Here is a 1,778-nt window from a genome sequence, read left to right on the forward strand (position 1 = left end):
CCGGAAGAGAGAGCAAATGAGCTTCAAGGTATGCCTGAACGTCTCCATCAGAAATATCAAGCGCTCGGAGTGCTCTTTTCATCGCGTCCCGAGGCTCCTCCGGCCACCCTTTCAGTCGTTGGCGTTCCGCTCGCGCCAGGGCGGGATCATGTTCAACAAGCTGCCGCCAAGCGCTGTAAAACCCTTTCTCGCGATGTGGAAGCCGCCATGCCGATTGTGATTCATCGAGAAACAGCTTGCACCATTTAATCACATGATGATCAAGAAGGTGAGCGGTTTTTTGTCCGGCAAAAACGCTGAGCGGTTTGATCAAGCGTGTTTTTTGATCATCGATTGTCCCGCGCGCCGCTTGTTTGGCAAGCTTTTCGACTTGCGGGGATCTCAAGAGCTTTTCAGGGATTTCATCCAGCTTGAGCGCGGCTTTGCAAAACGCTTCCGCTGTTTCCCTCTGCATGCCGGGCTGATGTGAATCGAGCCAATGCGTCAGCTTTTTTTCAAGAATGGCCTCATCGATTTCTCCCCTTTGTTTTGCGGAGCGGAAAATGGAGGACTTTGGGTATATATCAACCTGAAGCTGCTGTTTAAGCTGCCGGGCCGTCTGTTCAAATGTCTGTTCTTCAAGACCCATCCACGGATGGCGCGCGGCAAAGGTTTCAATCGGCCAAAGCGGCGCAATGACTCGTGCTGCTGATTGAACCGATTCATCAATATTAAAGTCCGCTGTCTGATGTTCATATTTGAAGATCAATTGTTTAGACAATGTGGGTGCTGCTTTCATGATTGACGACCTCCTTGAGTAAGATATTGGTCAAGATAATTCGGCCGTTCTTCGACCGATTCAAAATGAGGCTCACCCGTTTTTACAAGACGCAGATAAAGTGCGCCGGACCATGCAAACCGCTGCCGAACGATCAAGGCGCCGGCAGCAGTACCAGCTAACAAAACGACTACCGTTAAAACGGCCGCCATGACGGGCGGTTGCGCCCCCTGTACAACAGCTTCCTTCAGGAGCCCGTGTAAACCGGAATGAATGATGGCAAACGCGAGAGAAGCCCCCGTTAAAATGAAAAGCCCGGCCATTCGTGTGACGCGACCGTCATTGGCTGTGACAAGCTGTCTCCAAGCAATGAACAATGCCCAGCCTAAAACAAGGGCGCTGATCAATTGATAGCCATCGTCCGCAGCTGAGACCCAAATTCCGATGACGACAGTAAGAGCAAACGCGCCGCCTATCATGTCCCAGAAAAGAGCCGGTCTGCCCCGTTTAGAGGCGAACGATTCATAACGGCGCACCGCTGATCCGGCTTGCAGGAAAAGGGCGGCTTTGAACAGGCCGTGCAAAATGAGGTGAATAACAGCCGCAATATAGGCTCCTAATGCGCATTGGACGAGCATAAAACCCATCTGCGCGACCGTTGAAGCTGCGAGCTGCCGCTTGTAGTCCGTCTGGACGATCATCATGCCCGTTCCGAGCAAGACGGAAAAGACGGCGGGAACAAGCAGAATAAGCTGCAGACCATCACCGCTGAACATCGGTGCGAAACGGGTCAGCATGACGCCGCCTACATTTACGAGTCCGGCGTGCATGACCGCGGAAACGGGAGTCGGCGCGATTGCCGAATCGAGCAGCCAGCGATGAAACGGCCACTGTGCCGCAGGAATCATCACCGTTAAAATGATAAGGAGGCCAATCCCGGTTTTCTCCCATGAGCTGAGCTGTACAAGGCTTTCCTCCGCTATGGTGGATGATAGCTGCCAGTGTCCTGTCGCGAGAGACA

Annotated in this window: 2 protein-coding genes; both read right to left on the reverse strand. The window is 52.9% G+C overall.

The window, feature by feature from the left end; translation table 11 throughout:
* A partial coding sequence (locus tag ACWHAR_RS20510; protein ID WP_452087664.1) for a putative inorganic carbon transporter subunit DabA occupies nt 1-778 on the reverse strand: 778 nt, incomplete at its 3' end.
* A partial coding sequence (locus ACWHAR_RS20515) for an NADH dehydrogenase subunit 5 (protein WP_452087665.1) occupies nt 775-1,778 on the reverse strand: 1,004 nt, incomplete at its 5' end. The genes ACWHAR_RS20515 and ACWHAR_RS20510, both read right to left, overlap by 4 nt.

Source organism: Bacillus sp. LR--39, from assembly GCF_053613335.1.